The organism is Bradyrhizobium sp. 62 (genome assembly GCF_023073035.1).
GTDB lineage: Bacteria > Pseudomonadota > Alphaproteobacteria > Rhizobiales > Xanthobacteraceae > Bradyrhizobium.
The window spans coordinates 132,192-133,429 of record NZ_JADPIT010000029.1 but is presented as its reverse complement, the minus strand read 5'-3'; the positions used below and the strand labels follow the sequence as shown (position 1 = coordinate 133,429).

At 63.4% G+C, this 1,238-nt stretch carries 1 protein-coding gene; it reads right to left on the bottom strand.

Features of this window, described 5'->3' with window-relative positions:
- Positions 1-38: 38 nt before the first annotated feature.
- A complete protein-coding gene (locus tag IVB47_RS27405; protein WP_247282515.1) occupies positions 39-1,175 on the bottom strand; it encodes an epoxide hydrolase family protein in 1,137 nt (378 codons plus the stop codon).
- Positions 1,176-1,238: the final 63 nt, after the last annotated feature.

Genomic DNA, 1,238 nt, shown 5'->3' with positions numbered 1-1,238 from the left:
ATGCCCGGGACAAGCCCGGGCCTGACGGAGAATGCGTCTCAGCGCACCGTCCGGAAGAACTTTCTGACCTCGCCGACATACAGCTCCGGCTGCTCGAATGCGGCGAAATGGCCTCCCTTCTCCATCTCGCTCCAATGCGTGATGTTGTGAAAGTTCGGCTCCATCCAGCGCCGCACCGGCGTGATGATCTCCTTGGGGAAGACAGCCACGCCCGTCGGCACCTTGACGACGGGCGAGGTCCGGCGCTTGCCGAAGCTTTCCCAATAGAGCCGCGCAGACGAGGTCGCCGTCTCCGTCGCCCAATAGAGCATGACGTTGTCGAGCAGTTCGTCCTTGGTGAAGATGTTTTCGGGATGACCGTTGCAATCGGTCCAGGCCCAGAATTTTTCCAAAATCCAGGCCGCCTGTCCGCTCGGCGAATCGGTCAGAGCGTAACCGAGTGTCTGCGGCCGCGTCGATTGCTGCTTCGAATAGCCGGAGTCGAGGTCGACATAATGCTTGAGGCCGGCGAGCGCGCGCTTCTCTTCCGGCGTCGGTTCGCCCTCGACTTTCGGCGCGGCGTTGAAGGCGAGCGTGACGTGGATGCCGGCGCAATGCTCGCCGTCCTGCATGCCAAGCGAGGTCGTCACCGCCGAGCCCCAGTCGCCGCCCTGCGCGCCATAACTGATATAGCCGAGCCGGTCCATCAGCTTGGCCCAGGTCGCGGCGATACGATCGACGCCCCAGCCGGTGGTGTTCGGCTTGCCGGAGAACCCAAAGCCCGGCAGCGACGGACAGACGACGTGGAAAGCATCGGCGGGATTGCCGCCATGCGCGACAGGATCGACCAGCGGCGCGATCACCTTCTGGAATTCGACGATCGAGCCGGGCCAGCCATGGGTGATGATCAGCGGCAGCGCCGACGGCTCCTTCGAGCGCGCATGCAGGAAGTGGATGTCGAGCCCGTCGATCTCGGTGGTGAACTGCTCGAAGCGGTTGAGTTTTGCCTCGCGCGCGCGCCAGTCATAGCCATCGGCCCAATAGGCGCAGATCTCCTGGATCCATTTCAGCGGCGCACCTTGGCTCCAGTCGTCGACCAGCTCCGCCTCCGGCCAGCGCGTGCGGGCGAGGCGCGATTTGAGGTCGGTGAGAATGTCGTCGCTGATGGCGATGCGAAACGGCTTGATGGCAGTCATCGGTTGCTCCCGATTTGTCTATCGGGAGAGAGTAGACCGAACGGGCGCCGCATCAAAGGTGCA